This is a genomic window from Pseudogemmobacter sp. TB195, assembly GCF_058313095.1.
This window is the reverse complement of sequence record NZ_JBZEGG010000027.1, coordinates 74,592-91,620: the sequence shown is the minus strand read 5'-3', so window position 1 is coordinate 91,620 and position 17,029 is coordinate 74,592. Positions and strand designations below refer to the sequence as shown.

Sequence of the window (17,029 nt, the reverse complement as noted above, 5' to 3'; positions counted from 1 at the left end):
CCGGGAATCGGCAGGATAGTGCAACAAAGCCGGCGGGCCTGGATCAGCCGCTCCTGCGCCATCGAAGGGCTGCGGGATTCGGAGAAGGCGGGGTTTCAACTTGGGACACGTCCGCACTTACAGCGCTGTAAATAATCCACTATTTTCCATGAAATGGAGCGGGCGGCGGGAATCGAACCCGCGTCTCCTGCTTGGAAGGCAGGGGTCTTACCATTACACAACGCCCGCATCTGCTGCCTCACCCTTAAGGGCCGCCGACAGTTTTCTTCAGATAGCGGGCTTCGCGCGCTTGTGCAAGCGAGGCAAGGTGGTTTCTGCACAACCCGGGCCCTCAACCCCGGTTTTTTGCCGGTTTTCATTTGACGCAGCCGCCCTTCGGGTGCAGGAAGCGCGCCATGCTCATCCTCAAGATATTCCGCCGCCCCGAATGGGATGCTTTCCGTGCCGCCGGCGAAACCGCCGGAGCGCCGGTTGATCTCGCCGATGGCTATATCCATTTCTCGACGCCCTCGCAGGCGGCGGAAACAGCGGCGAAGCATTTCAGCGAGGAAAGCGACCTTGTGCTGGTGGCCTGCAATGCCGACCGCCTTGCCCCCGATCTGAAATGGGAGGAATCGCGGGGCGGAGCGCTCTTCCCGCATCTCTATCGCAATTTGCGGCTGGCTGATGTGGTCTGGGACAAATCGCTGCCGCTGGGCGCGACCGGCCATATCTTCCCCGAAGGCCTGATCTGAGGAAAACACCATGAGCCTGATCGAACGCGCCGGCCTTTGCCTTTTGCACCGGCTCGATCCCGAACGCGCCCATGGGCTGTCGCTTTCCGCGCTGCGCGCCGGGCTGGCCCCTTTGCCCGGGCTGGTGACCTCGGCGCGGCTCCCGACCGATCTGGCGGGGCTTATGCTGCCCAATCCGATTGGCCTCGCGGCGGGCTATGACAAGAACGCGGTGGCGATCCAGGCGCTGTCGCGCGCCGGGTTTGGCTTTGTCGAGGTCGGCGCCGCGACACCGCGCCCGCAGATCGGCAATCCGCAGCCGCGCCTCTTTCGCCTGACCGAAGACCGTGCCGCGATCAACCGCTTCGGGTTCAACAATGAGGGGATGGGCGCGATCGCCGCCCGGCTGCAGGCGCGCCGCCCCGGGCCGGTGCCGGTGGGCCTGAACCTTGGCGCCAATAAGGATTCCGCCGATCGCGCGCAGGATTTCGCGAAAGTCCTGGCGACCTGCGGGCCTTTCGTCGATTTCGCCACCGTCAATGTTTCGTCGCCCAACACCGAAAAGCTGCGCGACCTGCAGGGGCCGGCGGCGCTGCGCGCGCTGCTTGCGGGGGTGATGGAGACCCGCGCCGCCCTGCCCCGCCCGATCCCGGTCTTCCTGAAAATCGCCCCCGATCTGACCACCGAAGACCTGGCCGAGATTGCCGAAGTGGCGGTAAACTCGGGTCTTTCAGGGATCATTGCAACCAATACCACGCTGTCGCGCGAGGGGCTGGCCAGCGGCCATAAGACCGAGACCGGCGGGCTGTCGGGCGCGCCTTTGTTTGAACGCTCCACCCGGGTTCTCGCGCAGCTGTCGCAGCTGACAGAGGGCCGGATCCCGCTGGTCGGGGTCGGCGGGGTCGGCTCGGCCGAACAGGCCTGGGAGAAAATCCGCGCCGGTGCCACGGCGGTGCAGGTCTATACGGCGATGGTCTATGAAGGGATCTCGCTGATCGGCCGGATCGCGACCGGGCTTGATGCGATCCTCGCGCGCGAGGGCTTTGCCTCGGTCAAGGATGCGGTCGGCAGCGGTCGGGGAAGCTGGCTCTAGGCCTTCAGCGCCCCCGCCCTCAGCGTCCGGTCAGGCTGTAGGCCAGCAGCCCGACACATTCCTTTGCCGCGACATTCAGCTGCCGCAGGTTATAGGCGAAATCCCAGCCGACACCCCAGCGGAAGGGCCGCACCCGGAAATCCACCGGCCAGGGCAGGATTTCCGTCCAGCCGGCGGCGCGGAAAGTGCGGACCGAACGCTCCATATGAAAGGCCGAGGTCACGAGGATCCAGGTCTCGCCAGGTTGCGGCTGCATCATCTCGTAGCTGAGACGCGCATTTTCCGCCGTATTGCGCGAGGCCGATTCGATCACCAGCTGCGCGGGCGGAATGCCCTGTTCCAGGAAAAAGACGCTCGCGGTGGTCCGCTCCGGCGGCACCCGGATCGCCTCGGTATTGCTGATCGAGCCGCTCCCGCCCGTGAAGAGCAGCCTTGCCTCGGGGTAAAGCTTCGCAAGTCGCACCCCTTCGGTGAACCGTTCAGCGGCTTCGTTAAAACGCACCTGCGGCCCCTGGACGGTCCAGATCCCGTCCTCGGCACCGCCGAGAACGATGATTCCTGTGACCGTTTCCGGCAGTTCCGGAATCGGGTAGCGCTCCTCCAGCGGCCGCATCGCCATATCGCCGACCGGCAGAATCGCGACGCTCAGCGCAAAACCCAGTGTCAGGCCCAGAGACCAGCCCGCCAGACGGCGCCTGCCGAGGAGAAGGCCGAGTGCGGCCAGAACCAGCCCGATGAAAAGCCAGCTCTCGGGGCCGATAAGACCCCAGATAAGTTTCGAAGCGATGAAGAAAAGCGTGTCCATGGGTGTCTTCTGCCCCGGTCGGGGCACGCGGGCAAGCCTCAGCCGGGCGGAGAGAACCCGTGACGGGCATGAAATCGCTCCAGCTCCTCCGGCCCGGGGCGCGCCCCGCCGGAAAAGATCGCGACATAATCGGGGATGCGCCGCATCCTTTCGGCAAGGCTTTCGCTGACCTGCATCGAGATATATCCGATCTGCGTCAGATAGATGGCGCGGGCGCGCACATCTGCCTCATGGGGCACATGGCCCCAGCGGATCAGCATGGCGCAAAGCGCATCGAGGCGTTGCTGATCGGCCTCGCGGATGCGCCCGGCGATATCGGGATCCTGCAACCCCCAGCCCCGCACCGCGAATTCCAGCCGGTCATCAAACACCGCCCGGTCAAGAAAAAGCGAGATCACATTCAGATGCGCTTCGGCCTCCGACGCCGCATAAGCATCACAGGCCGCCAGCAGCGGGACGGTTGTGCGCGCCTCCCAGCGCTTTGCCAGCCCGGTCAGCAGCGCTTGTCGATCCTTGAAATGCCAGTAGAAACTGGTCCGGGCGAGGCCCAGCTGCGCGGCGAGCGGCAGGATTCTGACCTGATCAATGCCGCCCTCTATCAGCGCCGCATAGGCCGCTTCGAGCCAGATTTCCGGCGAGCCGCGCCAGCCGGTTTCGGGAATATCGCCTGTCTCCATGGCCAGATCCTAGCCGGTGCGGTCCCCTGGCGCAACGCAATGTTCACTCATGACCTTAAACTTGACACATGTGAACATTTCTTTCATCCTTGCCACCAAACAGGTCCAGCAGGTTTGCCCGATATGTCGAATGATCCCCTCCTCCAGCCCTTTCAGCTGAAACATCTGACTCTGAGAAACCGGATCATGATCACCAGCCATGAACCGGCCTATCCCGAGGACGGGATGCCGAAAGGCCGTTACCGCGCCTATCATGTCGAACGCGCCAAAGCGGGGGTTGCGCTGACGATGACGGCAGGTTCGGCCAGTGTCGCGCGCGACAGCCCGCCGGTGTTCAACAATATCCTCGCCTGGAAGGATGAGGTGGTCGGCTGGATGAAGCAGATGGTCGATGAATGTCACGACCATGGCGCGGCGGTGATGATCCAGCTGACGCATCTCGGCCGCCGCACCCGCTGGGACAAGGGCGACTGGCTGCCGGTTCTCGCCCCCTCGCATGAGCGCGAGGCGGCGCATCGCGCCTTCCCCAAGCGCATGGAAGACTGGGACATCGCCCGCGTGATCCGCGATTTCACTGATGCGGCCGAGCGGATGAAGGCGGCGGGCGTCGACGGGATCGAGCTGGAAGCTTACGGCCATCTGCTGGAACAATTCTGGTCGCCCCTGACAAACGATCTCGACGCGCCTTATGGCGGCGGTCTCGACAACCGGCTGCGATTCACCTTTGACGTGCTGCGCGCCATTCGTGACCGCTGCGGGCCGGATTTTATCGTCGGGCTGCGCTATACCGGCGATCAGGATCTGAAGGGCGGCATGGGTCCGGATGAGGGGCTGGAGGTCTCGCGGCGTCTGCGCGACAGCAGGCTGGTCGATTTCCTGAATGTGGTAAAGGGCCATATCGACACCGATCCGGGCCTTACCGATCTGATCCCGGTCCAGGGCATGCCCTCGGCCCCGCATCTTGATTTCGCGGGCGAGATCCGGGCCGCGACCGGGTTTCCGACCTTCCACGCCGCCCGCATCCCCGATATCCCGACCGCCCGTCATGCAATTGCCTCTGGCAAGCTGGATATGGTCGGCATGACCCGCGCGCATCTCGCCGACCCGCATCTGGTCCGCAAACTGCGCGAGGGGCGCGAGGACGATATCCGCCCCTGTGTCGGCGCGAATTACTGCCTTGATCGCATCTATCAGGGCGGCATGGCGTTCTGCCTGCATAATGCCGCCTCGGGCCGCGAAGAAACGATGCCGCATGACATCCCCCCCGCCCCGGTGGCAAAGCGGGTGACGATCATCGGTGCCGGCCCCGGCGGGATGGAGGCCGCGCGGGTGGCCGCTGCCCGGGGTCATGCCGTCACCGTGCTTGAGGCCGCCGACCGGGCCGGTGGTCAGGTCCGCCTGACGGCCCAGGATGCGCGGCGGCGCGAGATGATCTCGATCATCGACTGGCGCATGGCGCAATGCGCAGCGAAGGGGGTGACGTTTCGCTTCAACACGTTTGCCGATCCCGAAACAGTGCTGGAGACCCGGCCCGATGAAGTGATCATCGCCACCGGCGGCCTGCCCCATACCGAAGTGCTGGAGGCCGGGAATGACCTGGTGGTCTCGGCCTGGGATATTCTTGCGGGCGATGTGAAGCCGGGGGCGAGCGCGCTGATCTTTGACGATGCGGGCGATCATGCGGCGCTGCAGGCCGCCGATCTGATCTCGGCCAGCGGGGCAAGCGTCGAGATCGTGACGCCGGACCGCAGCTTCTCGCCCGAGGTGATGGCGATGAATCTTGTGCCTTATATGCGCAATCTGCAAAAGCGTGACACGACCTTTACCGTGACCTGGCGCCTGATGTCGGTCACGCGCGAAGGCAACCGGCTGCGCGCCGTTTTAGGCAGTGATTACGGCGACTTCCGGCGCGAACGCCTGGTGGATCAGGTGGTGGTGAACCATGGCACGAGGCCGCTTGACGATCTCTATTTCGCGCTGAAACCGCTGTCCTCGAATCTGGGCGAGGTTGATTATGAGGCGCTCTCGACCGGAGGGTTTCAGACATTGCGGCCAAACCCGGAAGGCGCCTTCCGCCTGTTCCGGATCGGGGATGCGGTGGCCGCGCGCAACACCCATGCGGCGATCTACGACGCGCTCAGACTGGTAAAGGATCTGTAACCGCTGCCATGACGTCAGCGGTCAGACAGACCGGGAATCGCGTCAGCGGCGTATAATCGGGCGCGTCCGCCGGCCGGATGATGTGCGACATGTTCTTGCCCTTTGCCTGTTCTTCTGAGGTTCCGATCTCGGGAGGCCCGCATAAGGTGCCCGGATCGCGCGCGCCTTTCATTGCGCCGCAGTCCTCGACCATCGCAAACCATCTGCCAAAGGCGGTGGGGGCTGCCTGGTCGATCGGGGCGGCGAAACGGCACCGTCCGGGATATGCGATCCTCTCTGATAACGGGCTGATCTTTTACAGTTTCGGCGATGCCTCAGAAAACTATTCCACAACGCAGGGGCCTTTAACGCCACCGCCCGCACAGCGTATCAGTCGCTGCCTCTGCCGCTGCTTTTTTGTTGCGACGATGACGGGATCGGGATTTCCAACCCTACAGCTAAGAGCCGGATCACGGCGAATTTCGCCCGGTGACCTGGGCTTAAATATTTCGCCTGCGACGGACTGGAGATCTTTGACAGATTCGCCACCAGCCAGGCCGCCGCCGCTTCCGTCCGGAGCCGTCGAAAACCGCCTTCCTGCATATCTCGGTGCTGCGCCTTTTTGGCCATGCCGGGGCGGATATACCGACGACCTGACTGCCGAAAGCCGAAGGCGAGGCTGCGACTTTGCCTTTTTTCCCGACGGGACAGGTCAGCAACCCGATAGTTCTCAGGATCGCGGGCCTGGGCGGTGCAGGGCTGCGCTCATATGCTGGTGGTTGATGAAACCCGCCGCCCTGGCGGGCTGGCCGAGGCATTGATGACGCGTCTCGCGGAGGCGGGCTTCTCGCGAATTGCACGGCTTACGGCGGAAGACAGCTTCAACCCGTCCGGACCGGCCTGTTCCGACCCCGCCGTCGCGCGACAGTATCATCGCCGCCGCCTGGCGATTGCTGCCGCGCTAGAACGCGCGGAAGGTCATGATTGTCAGCGTGCGCTGTATGCCGGGAATGTCAAAAAGCTTTGACGACAGGTAATGCCCGGTATCTTCCCCCTCGGGGATATAGACCTTGGCGATAATGTCGAAATCGCCGCTGGTCGAATAGAGCTCGCTGACGACTTCCCGGTCCCAGATCGCATCTGCGACCTCGTAAGTGCGGCCCGGAGTGCAGCGTATCTGAACGAAAACCAGTGACATGGGAGCGTCCTCTCTTCTTTCACCGCAGCCTAGCGCCGCCCTGATCAAAGGGAAATCCCCCCGCGACCGCGAAACGATTTCTTGCAAGAAATCGTGCCGGAGTTTTTCAAAAACTCCGGGCGGCCCGCTTCATGCGCCCGCGTCGGCCCTGTCATCTTCGGATTTCAGCTCCAGCTTTGGCGCCGCCCGCAGGTCCGAGATTCCCAGAATTTGTTTTGGCCGCGCGAGCCGGTTTCTGACCACCCAATGCAGCCGCGTTTCGGCCCGCGTGATCGCAACATAGGCCAGGCGTTTCCACAGGGGCACACCCGCCTCGGTCCGGTTCGCCCAGGCTGCCGCCGCGAGATCGGGCGCAAACACCTGTACTTCGGGCCATTGCGACCCCTGCGCCTTATGGATCGTCACCGCCGCCCCATGCAAGAACGCGGCTCCCATCGTATGGGCATGGGGAATAAAGGGTTCCTCCTCCTCCGGCCGTTCGATCTTGATGATCGAGGCGACCGAGAGCTGCGGATCTTCCGCCCCCAGCACATGCAGTTTCGCAAATCCCGAGCGGTTGCCCGGCCCCAGATAAATCACCTGCGCGCCTTTGATCAGGCCACGCGCCTCCAGATCCACCCGTTTCTTGCGGTGTTTCAATGGCAGCTCGAGCCCGTCGCAGATCAGCGGCTCGCCGGGCATCAGATCATCGGCGGGGGCGTTGTGACCGAGGCGAAAGGCGGTGATCAGTTTGACCCGCGTGGCATTGCGCCAGACCAGAACCGGCGAGCGCGCCATCAGATCGGCATCCACCCGTTCAGACCACATGACCCGGTCATCCTGGCCCGCCTTTTCGCGCACCAGCCGCTCAAAATCGTCAAAGCCGATGCTGTCATCTGCCAGCGCATGCGCGAGATCGAGGATCGGATTATCCTGGGTCTGACGGTGGATGCGGTGCAGGTTCAGCCGCTGTTTCGGCTCCAGCCCTTCGAACACCATCTTGCCCGACTGCCCGACCGGCGCCAGCTGCGCCGGATCGCCGAACAGCACGAGACGCGGGAAAATCTCCTGCAAATCGTTGAACTGGCGTTCATCCAGCATCGAGGCCTCGTCAACAAAGCCCATATCCAGCGGATCTTCCCGCCGCTTCCAGCCCTGGATGAAATCAGACCCTTTCAGCCCTGCCGCCGCCAGTGCGCCCGGGATCGACGCGACCTGCTGATAAAACGCATGGGCGCGGTCCAGCGCCTCCTCGGTAAGCCCCTCTACCTTCGGCCGTTCGGCCTGGCCCGCGAGCCATTCGGCGATCCGCTCATATTGCGGATCATAGAGCGGCGTATACAAAATACGGTGGATGGTGGTTGCCGGCACGCCGCGCTGACGCAAAACCGAGGCCGCCTTGTTGGTTGGCGCAAGAATCGCGAGGCTGCGGCGCTCTTTGCGGCGCTTGCCTTCCCAGTCGCCCGAGACGATCTCGACCCCGGCGCCTTTCAGCGCCTTGTAGAGTTCGGCCAGCAAAAGCGTCTTGCCAGACCCGGCTTTGCCGATCACCGCCATGACAGAGGCAAGCCCCTCGCCCGGCGGCAGCAATATGCCATTGTCGAGATCAACCCCCTGGGATTTCAACCCGGAGGAAATACGGTCCCAGGCCTCGGCCTGATCGTCGGAAAAAGTGGGGGCGAGTGCCTGCATGGCGGGCAGACTATCCTTTGCCGCCCATAAGCGCCAGCGGCGCCAGACCCTTCACAGGCGTCGGCCCAGACCAGGACCGCAATGCGCTGCAGACACATGCGGTGTAACAGCCGTTATGGCAAAGATCAGTGTGGCAGCCCTTTGGGGTTCGGGCGCTTGCCGTCCTTTGCCGCCGGTCTGCCGATCTCCAGCTCGGCGGCGCGCAAAGCCTCTTCAACCTTCTGCGCCAGCGCGGGAAGGTCATTTGTCAGCGCATAAGCGCGCAAGTCCTTCAGGACATCGAAAACCCAGTCGTGCCCCATACTGTCACCTGAAACAGGGAAACCCGTAACATTCTTACCATTCCTCCCAAGCGTGAGAGTATCCGCCACTTCCTGAACAAACTGTTGCCATAATCGCGAATCTCGCAACCATAAATGAAAAGGGCCGCATCCTTACCGGAAACGGCCCTTTTCGGTCTGATCAGATCAGAGTTGAGCCTGATCAGCGATTGCGGCTGGCTTCCAGCGTATCCTCAAAGGTCCTGAGCCCGGTGCGCGGTGCCTGGACCAGCACGGCCATATTGCCGGGCTTGTGCTGGTTCTTCCACATCAGCGTATGGGCGCGCGGGATCTCGGCCCAGGGAAAAACCTCGGACATGCAGGGATCAAGGCGGCGCTCGCACATCAGCTTATTGGCGGCGGAGGCCTGTTTCAGATGGGCGAAATGGCTGCCCTGCAGGCGCTTTTGATGCATCCACATGTAACGTACGTCAAAGGTGCAGTTGAAGCCGGAGGTGCCGGCGCAGATCACCACCATACCGCCTTTTTTGCAGACCAGCGACGAGACCGGGAAGGTCTGCTCGCCCGGATGTTCGAACACGATATCCGGGCTGACGCCCTTGCCGAAAATGTCCCAGATTGCCTTGCCGAACTTGCGCGCCTCTTTCAGCCAGACATTATATTCGTCCGAGTTCACCGTCGGCAGCTGCCCCCAGCATTTGAACTCATTGCGGTTGATCACGCCTTTCGCGCCCAGCGACATGACGAAATCGCGCTTGCTTTCATCCGAGATCACGCCAATCGCATTGGCGCCTGCGGTATTTGCCAGCTGGATCGCGTAAGATCCGAGACCGCCGCTCGCCCCCCAGACCAGCACATTCTGCCCCGGTTTCAGGTCATGCGGCGCGTGGCCGAAGAGCATCCGGTAGGCGGTCGCCAGCGTCAGCGTATAGCAGGCGGCTTCCTCCCAGGTCAGGTGCTTCGGGCGCTCCATCAGCTGTTGCGCCTGCACCTTGGTGAATTGCGAGAACGAGCCGTCATGGGTCTCATAGCCCCAGATCCGCTGGGTCGGCGAGAACATCGGGTCGCCGCCGTTGCATTCTTCGTCGTCGCCATCATCCTGGTTGCAATGGATCACAACCTCATCGCCGACCTTCCAGCGTTTCACCTTGTCGCCCACCGCCCAGACGATACCCGAGGCATCCGAGCCCGCGATGTGATAGGGTTGCTTATGCACGTCAAACGGCGAGATCGGCACGCCGAGACCGGCCCAGACGCCGTTGTAATTGACGCCCGCCGCCATGACGAGCAGCAGCACCTCATTGCTGTCGAGCTTCCAGGTGTCGACCACCTCAAGCTGCATCGCGCTTTCGGGCGCGCCATGACGTTCGCGGCGGATCGCCCAGGCATACATCTGCGCCGGTACATGGCCGAGCGGCGGCATCTCGCCAATCTCGTAGAGATCTTTCTTGGGGGCATCATAGGTCATGATCGGTGCCTGCCTGTCCAGTGCCATGGGCGAACTCCTGATTTCGTGCCGCGCCGCAGAATCAGCGGGCCGTTGTCAGGAGGTTTAAAATTCATCACGCAATAATGCAATCACATTTGGATAGTTTAGGTAATTTTATGTCCGCCGCGTCGCAGCGCCACCTGGAAGCAAGCCAGGACAACACTTCTGCCTGTCGCGCGGCCATTCCGGCCCGGAAAAAGACGCGCCCGCGGTCCGGGACGGTGCAGAGAATGCGGCGGAAAGAAAAAGGCGCCCTGCGCAGATCGCGCGGGCGCCAGGTGCGGAACGAGGGACAGTGCAAACAAGGTACGGGGGTTCCAGATCCCGCGCCTCATGACTGTGACTTAGAATCATTACTGCTGCATTAAAGGGGCGTTCGCATCTTTGTGATCAAACCGCCCCGCCGCAGTTGCCCCTCCCTTAACGGATCGTGGCCGCGTAAAGCGCCACCGCCGCCGCATTCGAGACATTGAGACTGCCGAAACCGCCCGCCGCCGGAATACGCGCGATCAGATCGCAGGTCTCGCGGGTTTTCTCGCGCAGTCCGGGCCCCTCGGCGCCCATCACCAGCCCGACCGGCCGCGTTCCGGCCTGGCTCAGCGCATCCGACAGCGTCAGATCCGCCTCGCCGGCAAGGCCGATCAGCAAAAAGCCCATATTGCGCAGCTCATTCATCGCATCGGCAAGATTGGTGACTCTGAGATAGGGCTGCCGCTCCAGCGAACCAGAGGCGGTTTTTGCCAGCGCCCCGGTCTCCGGCGCGGAATGATGGCGCGGCGCGATCACGGCACGCGCCCCGAAAACCTCGGCCGAACGCAACACCGCACCGGCATTATGCGGATCGGTGACCCGGTCCAGCAGCACCACGAGCGGCGCGCCTTCACCCGAGACCGCGACCTCCTCAAGGCTGCCCCAGTTGAGCGGCTTCACCTCCATCGCAGCGCCCTGATGCACAGAACCCGGATCAATCGGCACGTCGAAGGCCCGCGTATCAACCAGCTCCGGCTCAAGCCCCGAAGCGAGGATCGCATCCTCAAGCTTGTCGAATGCGTTCTTGGTCACCACGAGACGCAGTTTCTCGCGCTTTGGGTTCAACAGCGCGTCGCGCACGGCATGCAGCCCGAAGAGCCAGACGGTCTCTTTCGCCTCTGCCCGCTTCGCGCGTTCCTTATCGACCACCCAGGCTGGTTTTTTCATCGCATTATCCCCGTCTGGCTCCAGATCACGCATCACAGATTTCCGGGGACAAAAGGCCGAATCCAGCGAAAAGCGCAAGGCAAAAGCGGATCATGTGCCAGGTCCTGAGCCGATCACACGAAAGATCGTCACAAAAGCGGTGATAGGGCATTGACGGGGCAGAACGGAGAATCTAGTAAGCCCGCACTGTGGGCGACGTGCTGCAAGGTGCGGCAGCGGACTGTAACTCCGCCGAGGAGACTCATGCCTGGTTCGATTCCAGGGTCGCCCACCATCAATCATAACAATGCGTTATGGGATTGATCCTGTAAGACAGGCCTATGGGCCCGCCGGGATCAGCATAGATGTTTTTCAAACTCTTCCCGCCTGGCTCCCTCGTATAGTCAGCCTGTCGCGCCGTTTGCAGTTCAGGTTCACGCGCGGCCTGGAATGCCTGCCGCCCGGGACTCGCTTTTTTTCAGGGCGGGCCTGTCCCAGGTTGGCCGTTCTGACCGTGTCGCCCGTCCGGGAAATGGTCCGAGACTGCAGCGACCCCACGCAGACGCGGGCGATCTGGCCTTTGCGGCGCCCTGGGGCCATGCAGCCCGTCACTTTTGACCCTGGATGGTAACGCGCCGAGCGCGGCCTCGCCCGCGAGGCGGAACACGGCATCAGCCACATCCTGCGCCAGTACCAAACGGGCAGACCGGGCAAAATCGGCCCTGCTCCGCGCCTGGGTCGGATAAAAAAATGAGAGGAAATAGTGCGCTGCGCCGGAAAGCATCACAAAGGACCGTGCGCAGGACAAGGCGGACAGGTCATCCGCCCGGGCCCTCGCGGCCCATCGGTGACGCATACACGACCAGAAGACGGGCCTGAGACAACCGGCAGATGTCGGAAAGGCGCGCCGGGGCGGCAAAGCCCCCCGGCGCGGCCCGAGAGCGTTGTCAGAGAATTTTCTGGCCGGTTTTGGCCCAGTCTTTTGCGAACTGCTCCAGCCCCTTATCGGTCAGGACATGGTTCGCCATCGCCTTGATCACCGAAGGCGGCGCGGTGATCACGTCAGCCCCGATCAGCGCGCAGTCTTTCGCGTGGTTCACGGTGCGAACCGAGGCCGCGAGGATCTGGGTCTCAAACCCGTAATTGTCATAGATGGTGCGGATATCCTGGATCAGATCCAGCCCATCGAGGTTGATATCATCCAGACGGCCAACGAAGGGCGAGATGAAGGTCGCACCGGCTTTCGCCGCCAGCAGCGCCTGGTTGGCCGAGAAGCACAGCGTCACATTGACCATCCTGCCTTCGCCCGTCAGCACTTTACAGGCTTTCAGACCGTCCCAGGTCAGCGGCACTTTGACGGTGATGTTCGAGGCAATCTCGGCCAGTTTGCGGCCTTCGGCGATCATGTCATCGGCCTTCTCGGCGACGACCTCGGCCGAAACCGGGCCGGCGACGATCGAGCAGATCTCTTTGGTGACTTCCAAGATGTCACGTCCGGATTTCAGGATGATCGAAGGGTTGGTGGTCACACCATCCACCATCCCAAAATCGTTCAGCTCACGGATCGCATCCACATCAGCGGTATCGACAAAGAATTTCATGGCGTCATGCTCCCATTGGGCGGCCAGGTGGGTGGAGAAAGGGGGTCGGGAGAGGTATTACCGCAAAGTGGCCTGGGACGAAAGAGGGTCCGGCCCCGGAAATGTGAGCGCTAACGGAAATGATGGCAGAACGGGTTTTCGAGGCGGGCGATACGGTGACGGTGCTGACCACCGAGCCGCTCGGGCCGTTTCTGGATTACCGCGCGCCGGAGGGCGGCTGCGGCACCGGCGATTTCGTCGAGGTGCCGCTGGGCCCGCGCCGGGTGCTGGGTGTGGTCTGGGGCCCGGGGCTTGGCGATTTCGACCGCGCGAAGCTGCGCGATATCCGGCAGGTGCTCGACGTGCCGCCAATGCGGGCCGAGCTGCGCCAGTTCCTGACGCGCGCTGCCGATTACACCATGACCTGGCTGCCCTCGATGTTGCGCCTGGCCACACGGGCGCCGGGGCTGACGGATCCGCCCTCGATGCGCAAAGTGTTGCGGCTGAGCGGGCCGGTGCCGAACCAGCTGACCGATGCGCGCCACCGCGTGATCGAGGCTTTGCGCCAGTTCGGCGGTGCCTCGGTCCTGCCCGGCGAGCTGGCCGAAGCCGCCTCGGTCTCGGCCTCGGTGGTCAAGGGGCTGGTGAAGCTCGGGGTGATTTCCGAGGAAGAGGCACCACGCGACCTGCCCTATCCCAGGCTGGATGCGCTTCGGCCCGGGCGGCTTTCGGGCGATCAGATCGCGGCGGGCGAGGTGCTGCGCGACATGGTCGGCAAGGGCGATTTCCGGCCGGTCCTGCTAAAAGGCGTCACCGGGTCCGGCAAAACCGAAGTCTATCTCGAAGCCGTGGCCGAGGCATTGCGCCAGGGCCGCCAGGCGCTGGTTCTTCTGCCGGAGATTGCCCTGACCGCCGATTTTCTGGCGCGCGTCGAGGCCCGTTTCGGCGCCCGCCCCGGCGAATGGCATTCCGGCGTGACGCAGACCGAGCGCCGCCGCCTGTGGAAAATGGCCGGCACCGGCGATGTCGGGCTGGTGGTGGGCGCGCGCTCGGCCCTGTTCCTGCCCTTCCAGGATCTGGCGCTGATCGTGGTCGATGAAGAACATGACAGTTCTTACAAACAGGAAGAGGGCGCGCTTTATAATGCCCGCGACATGGCGGTGCTCAGGGCCTCGATCACCCATTGCCCGGTGGTACTGGCCTCGGCGACACCCTCGCTCGAAAGCTGGGTCAATGCCGATCAGGGCCGCTACCTGCGGCTGGATCTGACCTCGCGCTTCGGGGCGGCAGAGATGCCCGCGATGCGCGCCATCGACATGCGAAGCGAAAAACTGCCTGCGGATCGCTGGATGTCAGAGGCTCTGGCGAAGGGCGTCGAAGCGCGGGTCAAGGCGGGCGAGCAGTCGCTTTTATTTATCAACCGGCGGGGATTCGCGCCGGTGACGCTGTGCCGCGCCTGTGGCCAGCAGGTCGGCTGCGACCATTGTGACGCGAGAATGGTCGAGCACCGTTTCCTCAAACGCCTCGTCTGCCATCAATGCGGCGCGACGAAACCGGTGCCGGAAAGCTGCCCCTCCTGCGGGGTCGAAGGCCGGATGGCGGCAATCGGCCCGGGTGTCGAGCGGCTGGCCGAAGAGGTCATCGCGCGCTTCCCCGAGGCACGGGTGGCGGTCTTATCCTCGGACCTTTTCGGCTCGGCCCGGGCGCTGAAGGCTCAGATCGAAGAGATCGCGGCGGGCGGCGCCGATATCATCATCGGCACCCAGATCGTGGCAAAGGGGCACAATTTCCCGCATCTGACGCTTGTTGGGGTGATCGACGCCGATCTCGGGCTGCAAGGCTCCGATCTGCGCGCGGCCGAACGCACCTTCCAGCTGATGCGCCAGGTTGCCGGGCGTGCGGGGCGCGCCGAGAAACCGGGCGAGGCCTGGTTGCAGACCCACCAGCCCGAACATCCGGTGATCCGCGCCATTCTGGGCGGTGACGAAGAAGCCTTCTGGCGGGCCGAGGCCGATGAGCGCCGCCAGGCAAGCGCCCCCCCCTTCGGTCGCTTTGCCGGCATCATCCTCTCCGGCCCCGATCTGCAACCGCTGTTTGATTTCGGCGCCGATCTTGCCCGTGCCGACGGGCCAATCCGCCAGGCAGGGGGCGAAGTGCTCGGCCCGGCCCCGGCCCCCATCGCCCGCGTCCGTGGTCGCCACCGCGTCCGCCTGCTGATCCGCGCCCCGAAAAGCGCGGCACTGCAAAACGCGATTGCGGCCTGGCTCAGACAGACCCGGCAGCCGAAGGGCATTCGCCTCGCCATAGACATCGACCCGCAGAGCTTCTTGTAACCTTGCGAAGGGGCGCTGCCCCCACTGCTTCGAGGGGGTGTGCCGGAGGCAGATATGCCACGCGCGCGGCGGTTTGCGCCGGGGCGAAAGGAAATACTTCCTCAGGCTTTCCCTTTTTTGCTATATCTGCCCCCGAACAACGAAAAAAACACCGAGCAGCTTTCAATGATCGAACCTGACTTGCGCGACCGCATTCTTGCGGAGCCGGAAAACCTGCTGGATGACCGCGACCTCATGAATGCCCTGGTGGCGGCGAATGAGCGGGCGATGGGCTCCAATGTCATTGACCTGCGCGGCATCGCCATGCAGCGGCTGGAGACAAGGCTGGAGCGGCTGGAAGACACCCATCGCTCGGTGATTTCCGCAGCTTACGAAAACCTGGCCGGCACCAATCAGATCCACCGCGCCATTTTGCAGATGCTCGATCCGCCGGATTTCGCCGGGTTTCTGGCTGGCCTCTCGGGGGAGGTCGCGGCAACGTTGCGCGTCGACCGGGTGCGGCTGGTGCTGGAAAGTGCGGGCGGCGGCGATCAGACCGGGGATCCCGCCCTGTCGCGGTTGGGCAATGTGCTGATGATCGCCGATCCCGGCTTCAGCGCCGGCTATCTCGCTGCCGGCCGCAAGACCGCCTCGCGCAGCGTCACCCTGCGCCCCGTGGCGGCTCAGGTCCAGGCCGCGTGCGACCGCATCTATGGCGGCCATGGCTTTATCCGCTCCGAGGCGCTTTTGCAGCTCGATTTCGGTCCGGGGCGGCTGCCGGGGATGCTGGCGCTTGGCGCGGAAGACCCGCATCAGTTCCGCCCGACCCAGGGCACCGATCTCCTGGCCTTCTTTGCGGGGGTTTTTGAGCGCTCCATGCGCCGGTTCCTGTCATGAACGATCTTGACGCGCTGACGCCACAGATGCGGGCGGCGCTGAGCGACTGGCTGGCCGGGCTCTCGGCACTGGGCAATGCATCCGGTCACACGATCATCGCCTATCGCCATGATGTGGTGAACTGGATGGGCTTTCTTGCCGCGCATCATGGCGAGCCGGCCGGGCCGGCAACCATCGCTGGCATGAGCCAGTCCGACCTGAGGGCCTGGATGGCCCATGAGCGCGGACGCGGGCTGTCGGCGCGCTCGCTGGCGCGGGCGTTGTCTTCGGTGCGCAGCTTCGCGCGCTGGCTGACCGAACGCCAGGAGGGGCTGGGCGAGGCAACCGTGATCCTCTCGGCGCGGAGCCCGAAATTCCGCCGTCGCCTGCCAAGACCGCTCAGCGAGACCCAGGCGCTCGGGATGATCGAAACCGTCTCGTTACAGGCGCGGACGGACTGGCAGCAGGCGCGCGATATGGCGGTGGTGACGCTGCTTTACGGCTGTGGCCTGAGGATTTCCGAGGCGCTGTCGCTGACCGGTGCCGATCAGCCGCTGCCCGATATGCTGAGGATCACCGGCAAGGGCGGCAAGACGCGGCTGGTGCCTGTGCTGCCGGCAGCGCGGGCAACGGTGGCCGACTATGTCCGGCTCTGTCCCTTTCAGATCACCGGGGCAGACCCGCTTTTCCGGGGCGCCCGCGGTGGTGCGCTGAACCCGAGGCTGATCCAGAAAGCGATGGAACAGACGCGGCTGCAGCTTGGCCTGCCCGCAACCGCCACCCCCCATGCGATGCGCCACAGCTTCGCGACCCACCTGCTGTCGTCGGGTGGAGACCTGCGTTCGATCCAGGAATTGCTGGGTCATGCCTCGCTTTCGACCACCGAAGCCTATACGGCGGTTGACGCCGCGCGGCTGATGGATGTCTATGCAGCCGCGCATCCCCGTGCGCATTCTTCGCCGCAACGGGGGGTTTCCTGACCCGCCGGAGATTGCACTTTCGGCGCTTTTGCTTCATGA

Annotated in this window: 14 protein-coding genes and 2 tRNA genes; 7 read left to right on the top strand and 9 right to left on the bottom strand. The window is 63.7% G+C overall.

Annotated features, from left to right (window positions below):
• Positions 1 to 154: 154 nt before the first annotated feature.
• Positions 155 to 228 (bottom strand) — tRNA-Gly (locus tag AC4FS3_RS23125).
• Positions 229 to 395: 167 nt separating this feature from the next.
• On the opposite strand from AC4FS3_RS23125, the gene AC4FS3_RS23120 reads away from it, so the two are divergent.
• Positions 396 to 734, top strand: coding sequence for a DUF952 domain-containing protein (locus tag AC4FS3_RS23120; protein WP_283178708.1), 339 nt, complete (start codon positions 396 to 398; stop codon positions 732 to 734).
• A gap of 10 nt (positions 735 to 744) precedes the next feature.
• Positions 745 to 1,806: a quinone-dependent dihydroorotate dehydrogenase gene (locus tag AC4FS3_RS23115; RefSeq protein ID WP_491022472.1), complete on the top strand. Its 1,062-nt coding sequence runs from the start codon at positions 745 to 747 to the stop codon at positions 1,804 to 1,806.
• Between the two features lie 19 nt (positions 1,807 to 1,825).
• Here the strand turns inward: AC4FS3_RS23115 and AC4FS3_RS23110 are convergent, their stop codons facing one another.
• Positions 1,826 to 2,611: a YdcF family protein gene (locus tag AC4FS3_RS23110; RefSeq protein WP_491022471.1), complete on the bottom strand. Its 786-nt coding sequence runs from the start codon at positions 2,609 to 2,611 to the stop codon at positions 1,826 to 1,828.
• A 38-nt stretch (positions 2,612 to 2,649) separates the two neighbouring features.
• Positions 2,650 to 3,288, bottom strand: a complete 639-nt coding sequence (locus AC4FS3_RS23105; protein ID WP_491022470.1) for a TetR/AcrR family transcriptional regulator — start codon at positions 3,286 to 3,288, stop codon at positions 2,650 to 2,652.
• A gap of 123 nt (positions 3,289 to 3,411) precedes the next feature.
• Here AC4FS3_RS23105 and hpbA point away from each other — a divergent pair, with 123 nt between their 5' ends.
• Entirely contained in the window at positions 3,412 to 5,448 is a 2,037-nt protein-coding gene (gene hpbA, locus AC4FS3_RS23100) for an N-methyl-L-proline N-demethylase HpbA (protein WP_491022469.1), read from the top strand.
• Positions 5,449 to 6,388: 940 nt separating this feature from the next.
• Here hpbA and AC4FS3_RS23095 read toward each other — a convergent pair.
• From AC4FS3_RS23095 to rlmB, 5 genes are all read right to left on the bottom strand, one after another.
• Positions 6,389 to 6,625, bottom strand: coding sequence for an Lrp/AsnC ligand binding domain-containing protein (locus AC4FS3_RS23095; protein WP_491022468.1), 237 nt, complete (start codon positions 6,623 to 6,625; stop codon positions 6,389 to 6,391).
• Between the two features lie 129 nt (positions 6,626 to 6,754).
• Positions 6,755 to 8,296: an ATP-dependent DNA helicase gene (locus AC4FS3_RS23090; protein ID WP_491022467.1), complete on the bottom strand. Its 1,542-nt coding sequence runs from the start codon at positions 8,294 to 8,296 to the stop codon at positions 6,755 to 6,757.
• A gap of 125 nt (positions 8,297 to 8,421) precedes the next feature.
• Positions 8,422 to 8,598: a hypothetical protein gene (locus tag AC4FS3_RS23085; protein WP_491022466.1), complete on the bottom strand. Its 177-nt coding sequence runs from the start codon at positions 8,596 to 8,598 to the stop codon at positions 8,422 to 8,424.
• Between the two features lie 181 nt (positions 8,599 to 8,779).
• Complete coding sequence (gene ccrA / locus AC4FS3_RS23080) at positions 8,780 to 10,072, bottom strand: crotonyl-CoA carboxylase/reductase (protein WP_491022465.1); 1,293 nt, start codon at positions 10,070 to 10,072, stop codon at positions 8,780 to 8,782.
• Positions 10,073 to 10,486: 414 nt separating this feature from the next.
• The gene (gene rlmB / locus AC4FS3_RS23075; protein ID WP_491022464.1) at positions 10,487 to 11,263 is read right to left on the bottom strand and encodes a 23S rRNA (guanosine(2251)-2'-O)-methyltransferase RlmB; all 777 of its coding nucleotides are present in this window, start codon (positions 11,261 to 11,263) and stop codon (positions 10,487 to 10,489) included.
• Positions 11,264 to 11,453: 190 nt separating this feature from the next.
• On the opposite strand from rlmB, the gene AC4FS3_RS23070 reads away from it, so the two are divergent.
• Positions 11,454 to 11,537 (top strand) — tRNA-Tyr (locus tag AC4FS3_RS23070).
• 652 nt (positions 11,538 to 12,189) lie between these two features.
• Here AC4FS3_RS23070 and fsa read toward each other — a convergent pair.
• Positions 12,190 to 12,843 (bottom strand): fructose-6-phosphate aldolase, encoded by a 654-nt coding sequence (gene fsa, locus AC4FS3_RS23065; protein WP_491022463.1) that lies wholly within the window; start codon positions 12,841 to 12,843, stop codon positions 12,190 to 12,192.
• Positions 12,844 to 12,965: 122 nt separating this feature from the next.
• On the opposite strand from fsa, the gene AC4FS3_RS23060 reads away from it, so the two are divergent.
• The 3 genes from AC4FS3_RS23060 (at position 12,966) to AC4FS3_RS23050 (ending at position 16,990) form a co-directional block, all read left to right on the top strand.
• Positions 12,966 to 15,155, top strand: coding sequence for a primosomal protein N' (locus tag AC4FS3_RS23060; protein WP_491022462.1), 2,190 nt, complete (start codon positions 12,966 to 12,968; stop codon positions 15,153 to 15,155).
• Positions 15,156 to 15,320: 165 nt separating this feature from the next.
• On the top strand, positions 15,321 to 16,031 hold the full coding sequence (locus tag AC4FS3_RS23055; RefSeq protein ID WP_491022461.1) for a DUF484 family protein: 711 nt from the start codon (positions 15,321 to 15,323) through the stop codon (positions 16,029 to 16,031).
• A complete protein-coding gene (locus AC4FS3_RS23050) occupies positions 16,028 to 16,990 on the top strand; it encodes a tyrosine recombinase XerC (RefSeq protein WP_491022460.1) in 963 nt (320 codons plus the stop codon). The genes AC4FS3_RS23055 and AC4FS3_RS23050 overlap by 4 nt, the downstream gene beginning before the upstream one ends.
• Positions 16,991 to 17,029 lie beyond the last annotated feature (39 nt).

What these genes read in the sequence shown, in the direction of transcription:
- AC4FS3_RS23120 (WP_283178708.1), top strand. Translation starts at nt 396, where the DNA reads ATGCTCATCCTCAAGATATTCCGCCGCCCCGAATGGGATGCTTTCCGT.
- AC4FS3_RS23115 (WP_491022472.1), top strand. Translation starts at nt 745, where the DNA reads ATGAGCCTGATCGAACGCGCCGGCCTTTGCCTTTTGCACCGGCTCGAT.
- AC4FS3_RS23110 (WP_491022471.1), bottom strand. Translation starts at nt 2,611, where the DNA reads ATGGACACGCTTTTCTTCATCGCTTCGAAACTTATCTGGGGTCTTATC.
- AC4FS3_RS23105 (WP_491022470.1), bottom strand. Translation starts at nt 3,288, where the DNA reads ATGGAGACAGGCGATATTCCCGAAACCGGCTGGCGCGGCTCGCCGGAA.
- hpbA (WP_491022469.1), top strand. Translation starts at nt 3,412, where the DNA reads ATGTCGAATGATCCCCTCCTCCAGCCCTTTCAGCTGAAACATCTGACT.
- AC4FS3_RS23095 (WP_491022468.1), bottom strand. Translation starts at nt 6,625, where the DNA reads ATGTCACTGGTTTTCGTTCAGATACGCTGCACTCCGGGCCGCACTTAC.
- AC4FS3_RS23090 (WP_491022467.1), bottom strand. Translation starts at nt 8,296, where the DNA reads ATGCAGGCACTCGCCCCCACTTTTTCCGACGATCAGGCCGAGGCCTGG.
- AC4FS3_RS23085 (WP_491022466.1), bottom strand. Translation starts at nt 8,598, where the DNA reads ATGGGGCACGACTGGGTTTTCGATGTCCTGAAGGACTTGCGCGCTTAT.
- ccrA (WP_491022465.1), bottom strand. Translation starts at nt 10,072, where the DNA reads ATGGCACTGGACAGGCAGGCACCGATCATGACCTATGATGCCCCCAAG.
- rlmB (WP_491022464.1), bottom strand. Translation starts at nt 11,263, where the DNA reads ATGAAAAAACCAGCCTGGGTGGTCGATAAGGAACGCGCGAAGCGGGCA.
- fsa (WP_491022463.1), bottom strand. Translation starts at nt 12,843, where the DNA reads ATGAAATTCTTTGTCGATACCGCTGATGTGGATGCGATCCGTGAGCTG.
- AC4FS3_RS23060 (WP_491022462.1), top strand. Translation starts at nt 12,966, where the DNA reads ATGGCAGAACGGGTTTTCGAGGCGGGCGATACGGTGACGGTGCTGACC.
- AC4FS3_RS23055 (WP_491022461.1), top strand. Translation starts at nt 15,321, where the DNA reads ATGATCGAACCTGACTTGCGCGACCGCATTCTTGCGGAGCCGGAAAAC.
- AC4FS3_RS23050 (WP_491022460.1), top strand. Translation starts at nt 16,028, where the DNA reads ATGAACGATCTTGACGCGCTGACGCCACAGATGCGGGCGGCGCTGAGC.